This is a genomic window from Actinosynnema sp., from assembly GCF_052038725.1.
This window is the reverse complement of the sequence record NZ_JBQGCX010001151.1, coordinates 1-5073: the sequence shown is the minus strand read 5'-3', so window position 1 is coordinate 5073 and position 5073 is coordinate 1. Positions and strand designations below refer to the sequence as shown.

The following is a 5073-nucleotide window of genomic DNA, read 5'->3' as shown; positions in this document are numbered from 1 at the left end:
CCGCCCCCGGCCGAGGTGTCGACGGGTGCGACCACCGGTCAGCCCACCGCCTGGGCCCAGGTGGCGGCGAGCGCCTGCTTGGCCTTGTCGGCCTGCGCCTGGGTCTGGTAGACGGACTTGTCGCCGGTGGCGGGCAGCGCGGCGGCGGCCGAGGTGTCGACGGTGCCCGCCGCGGTCATGGCCTCCATGCGGACCGGGCGGGACATGCCCTTGAGGTAGATGTTCTGGCCCTCGTCGGAGAGCACGAACTCCTGCCACAGCCGCGCGGCGGCCGGGTGCGGGGCGTCGACGTTGATGGCCTGGTTGTAGTAGGCGCCGACCTGCGCGTCCTGCGGCACGACGGTCTTCCAGTCGAGCTTGCCCGCGAGCTTCGCGGTCTGCGCGGCGTTGGTGTAGTCCCAGTCGATCACGACGGGGGTCTGGCCGGACTCGATGGTCGCCGGGGTCGGGTCGACCGGCAGGAAGTTGCCCGCGGCCTTGAGCTGCTTGAAGAACTCGACGCCGGGCGCGATGTCGTCGGCGGAGCCGCCGTTGCCGAGCGAGGCCATCAGCACGCCGGAGAACGCGGCGCCCGCCTGCGTCGGGTCGCCGTTGAGCGCGACCTTGCCCTTGTACTCGGGCTTCAGGAGGTCCTTGACGCTGGTGGGCGCGGGGACCTTGGAGGCGTCGTAGCCGATGGACATGAAGCCGCCGTAGTCGGCGAAGTGGCGGCCGTCGGCGTCCTTGAGCTCTGCGGGGATGTCGTCCCAGGTGGCGACCTTGTAGGGCGCGAACTTGTCGGCGTTGGCGATCGCGACGTTCAGGCCGAGGTCGAACACGTCGGGCGCGCGGTCGCTGCCCTTGAGCCGCTCGGCGGCGTTGATCTCGTCCTGCGAGGAGGCGTCGGGCTGGTCGGACTTGACCTCGATGCCGTACTTGTCGCCGAACGCCTTGATCATCTCGCCGTAGTTGGCCCAGTCCGGGGGCAGCGCGATGACGTTCAGCGCGCCCTCCTTCTTGGCCTCCTCCACGAGCTTGTCCATCCCACCGAGGTCGGCGGCGGACTTCGCCGAGGCGGCGGAGCCGCCGGACGCGGCGTTCCCGCCGTCCTTCGCGGGCGGGGCGCCGCAGGCGGTGACGAGCGCCAGCGCGACGGCGCCCGCGCCGACCGCACGGAGAGCACGGTTGTGGATCACTGGGAGGACCTTCCTCGTGGACGGGCTTTCCGGGCAAGCGGAGCACCGGACGGGGGAAGGCTTCAGAACTCTCGGTAGTGGTGTCAAGGAAGGTGACGGGACTGAGACCCTGCCGACGTGAATGGAGAATTCCCAGTGCAGCAAGGGTTTCCAGTCGGTGAACGGGAGCCTCCGGACGGGGGATCGCGGTTACGACGAGTGACGCTCCGTGCTGCTCCGCACCGCTCCGGGGTCCGGACGCCCGAACCCCGGCCCGCCCCTGGGCCGCACCCCCGTGACGCCCCCGAGCCCGGCCCCGATTTTCCCCCGGAGTCACCCGCATCGCCCCGCCGCGCCCCCCTCCGCCGCACTAGCTTCGCCGGTCGCCGGGGTGTCCCGGCGACCCGACCGACCAGGGGGTTCTCCGATGCGAAAAGCACTGGTGTGGGCGCACGTGGTGTCGTCCGCGCTCTGGATGTCCATGGCGCTCGCGCTGTCCCTGATCACCACCAACGCCCTGCGCCTGTCCGGCGGGGCCCGCGAGGCCGCGTTCGGGATGGCGCTGGTGATCGACCACCAGGCGGTGCAACTGGCCGCCACGACGTCCGCGTTCACCGGGCTCGCGCTGTCCGCGCTGACGCCGTGGGGGTTCTTCCGGCACTGGTGGGTGCTGGCGAAGTTCGTGATCACGTTCAGCCAGCTGCACCTGGGGATCTTCGTGCTGAGCCCGAACCTGCGCCTGGACGGCGACCCCGCGCTGATGCGGTTCGGCTCGCTGCTGATGGCCTCGGCGCTGGCGTGCCAGGTGTGGTTCTCCACCGCGAAGCCGTTCGGCCGCACCGCGTGGACCAGGCCCGGCAAGCGCAGGACCGCGCCGAACTGGGCGTTCGCGCTGGGCCTGGCGATCCCGGTGGCGGACCTGCTGCTCGGGACCTTCGTTCTGGGGCGGAACATCCCGGCGATCGCGCTGCTCGCCGCGGTCGGCTACCCGATCGCCTGGCTCGTGCTGCGCGCCAAGCGCCGCTCCGCACTTCCCACCACCCGGGGGAATCCGCTTCAAACGTGATCCGCATCCCTTGCGCCACAACGCCGAAAACGTTGCACGCACGCGCGAAAAGTCAGTGGCGCAACAATCCCGCAACCCCGACATCTGTCACGCGCGCCACACCCGGCTGCGGACCACCGCACGACGGGTCTCCCGTGGACGCTACCGCCGGTTACCGAAAAACCCTGCCCCCAACAGGGGTTTTCCCAGCACAAGGCCGCACATCGTCACTCAGCGCACCTGACGATTACCTGACATCGCCAGAACCAACCCCCATCGGCGACCCCTGCGCCGGTATACCTCAAACGGCCCAACGCAGGGCGCTGCCAGGAGTAGCAGGCAGGTGTTTGGAACTCGCCCGAATGGGAAGAGGAGTCGCCCGTGATCGAAATCGAACCGGATGTGTCGCCGTGAACTTCTGGGACTTCGTGGCGGACCGGTGGAGCAGGCTGCTCACCGAGTCGCTGCTCCACCTGAGCGCGGTCGTGCAGTGCACGGTCATCGCCGCTCTGATCGGTGTCGGCGTGGGGATCGCCGTCTACCGCAGCCCGCTGGGCTCGGCCACGGCCACGGCCCTGGCCAGCGCGGTGCTCACCATCCCCTCCTTCGCCCTGCTGGGACTGCTGATCCCGCTGCTGGGCCTGGGCGCGCCGCCCACGGTGGCCGCGCTGGTGCTCTACGGCCTGCTCCCCGTCGTGCGCAACACGATCGTCGGTCTGAGCGGGGTCGACCGGTCCGTCCGGGACGCCGCGCGGGGCATCGGCATGAGCCGCTTCAGCGTGCTCACCTCGGTGGAGCTGCGCCTGGCGTGGCCCGCGATCCTGACCGGGATGCGCGTCTCGGCCCAGATGCTGATGGGCATCGCCGCGATCGCCGCCTACGCGCGCGGCCCCGGCCTCGGCGTGGAGATCTTCGCCGGGCTGACCAGGGCGGGCAGTGCCAACGCCCCCAACCAGGCGATCGCCGGAACGCTCGGCGTCATCGTCCTCGCGCTGCTCCTCGACGGGGTCTTCGCGCTGATCGGACGCTACACCGTCTCTAGGGGGATCCGTGGCCAGTGACATCGAACTCGTGGACGTGACCAAGCGGTACGGCGGCACGAAGCGCGCCGCCGTCGACTCGGTGAGCATGACCATCCCCGCCGGGGAGATCGTGGTGTTCGTCGGCCCGTCGGGCTGCGGCAAGACCACCACCATGCGGATGATCAACCGGCTGATCGAGCCGACCTCCGGCACGATCACCATCGACGGCGCGGACACCCGCTCGCTGGACCCCGACGAGCTGCGGCGCGGCATCGGCTACGCCATCCAGCAGGCCGGGCTGTTCCCGCACATGACCGTCGCGCAGAACGTCGGCACCGTGCCGGGCCTGCTGGGCTGGAACAAGACCAAGGTCCGCGACCGGGTCGACGAGATGCTCGACCTGGTGGGCCTCGACCCGGCCGACTACCGCGACCGCTTCCCCCGCCAGCTCTCCGGCGGCCAGCAGCAGCGCGTCGGCGTGGCCCGCGCGCTCGCCGCCGACCCGCCCGTGCTGCTGATGGACGAGCCGTTCGGCGCGGTCGACCCGATCACCCGCGGCAACCTGCAGGACCAGCTCCTGCGCCTGCAGTCCGAGCTGGGCAAGACGATCGTGTTCGTCACGCACGACTTCGACGAGGCGGTCAAGCTCGGCGACCGCATCGCGGTGCTGGGCGAGCAGTCCAGGATCCTGCAGTACGACACCCCGGAGGCGGTGCTGGCCAACCCGGCCGACGACACCGTCGCGGGCTTCGTCGGCGCGGGCGCCTCGCTCAAGCAGCTGACCCTGCGCCGGGTGCGCGAGGTCGAGCTGGCCAGCGCGGTCACCGCCCCGCAGGACACCGACGCCACCGAGATCCGCCGCAAGCTCGACGAGGCCGGCCGCGAGTTCGCGCTGCTGCTGGACGGCCGCAACCGCCCGGTCAGCTGGGTGCACGCGCGCAACCCGCGCAGCCGCAAGCCCGTCGGCGACCTGGTGTCGCTCCAGTCGACCCTGCAGGACGCGCTGGAGGCGATCCTGACCGAGGGCGGCGCGGCCGTGGTGACCGGCAAGCGCGGCGAGTACGTCGGCCTGGTCGAGATCGACACCGTCATGGGCGCCGTGCAGCAGGCGCGCGACGACCACGCGGGGGCTCCCGCGTGACCGCGACCGCAGTGAACGGCCCCACCCCGGCGGCCACGCGCTCGCGCGCGGACGGGCTGCGCCTGCTGGTCCAGCCCGCGGCCACGGTCCTGCTGGTCGGCGGGGTGCTCCTGTGGGCGTTCAGCCTGGACCTGGACTCGATCGAGCGGCAGAGCATCAACGCCTCGTCGCTGCTGACCGCCACCAGGGACCACCTGGTGATCAGCCTGATCGTGACCGCGCTGGTCGTGGCGATCGCGGTGCCGCTGGGCGTGCTGGTGACCCGGCGCTGGGCGCGCAAGGCCGCGCCGCTGGTGCTGGGGCTGGCCACGATCGGCCAGGCCGCGCCCGCGATCGGCGTGCTGGTGCTGGACTTCATGGCCACCGGCGCCGAGGGCACGTGGGCGGCGGTCGTGCCGATCACGTTCTACTCGTTGCTGCCGGTGCTGCGGAACACCGTGGTGGGCCTGCAGGGCGTGGACCCGGCGCTGGTGGACGCGGCGCGCGGCATCGGCATGTCCCCGCTGACCGTGCTGCGCCGGGTGGAGCTGCCGCTGGCGGTGCCGCTGATCCTGGCCGGCCTGCGCACCGCGCTGGTGCTGGCGGTCGGCGTGGCCACGCTCGCGGTGTTCGTCAACGGCGGCGGCCTCGGCCTGCTGATCGACACCGGTTACAAGCTGGCCCGCGTGCCGGTGCTGGTGACCGGGGCGGTGCTGGCCGTGGGCCTGGCGC

Annotated in this window: 5 protein-coding genes; 4 read left to right on the top strand and 1 reads right to left on the bottom strand. The window is 71.6% G+C overall.

Annotated elements, in window-relative coordinates:
• Positions 1–38: 38 nt before the first annotated feature.
• Positions 39–1175, bottom strand: a complete 1137-nt coding sequence (locus ACTUAL_RS24225; protein ID WP_096492607.1) for an ABC transporter substrate-binding protein — start codon at positions 1173–1175, stop codon at positions 39–41.
• Between the two features lie 406 nt (positions 1176–1581).
• Between ACTUAL_RS24225 and ACTUAL_RS24220 the strand changes: the two genes are divergently transcribed.
• From ACTUAL_RS24220 to ACTUAL_RS24205, 4 genes are all read left to right on the top strand, one after another.
• Positions 1582–2220 (top strand): hypothetical protein, encoded by a 639-nt coding sequence (locus tag ACTUAL_RS24220; protein WP_096492606.1) that lies wholly within the window; start codon positions 1582–1584, stop codon positions 2218–2220.
• A 389-nt stretch (positions 2221–2609) separates the two neighbouring features.
• Positions 2610–3260 carry an ABC transporter permease gene (locus ACTUAL_RS24215; RefSeq protein WP_440901862.1) on the top strand — a complete coding sequence of 217 codons (651 nt, stop codon included), beginning with the start codon at positions 2610–2612 and terminating at the stop codon, positions 3258–3260.
• Complete coding sequence (locus ACTUAL_RS24210; RefSeq protein ID WP_096492604.1) at positions 3250–4362, top strand: ABC transporter ATP-binding protein; 1113 nt, start codon at positions 3250–3252, stop codon at positions 4360–4362. The genes ACTUAL_RS24215 and ACTUAL_RS24210 overlap by 11 nt, the downstream gene beginning before the upstream one ends.
• Positions 4359–5073, top strand: a 715-nt coding sequence (locus ACTUAL_RS24205; protein WP_440901861.1) for an ABC transporter permease, incomplete at its 3' end; no start/stop codon positions are given. The genes ACTUAL_RS24210 and ACTUAL_RS24205, both read left to right, overlap by 4 nt.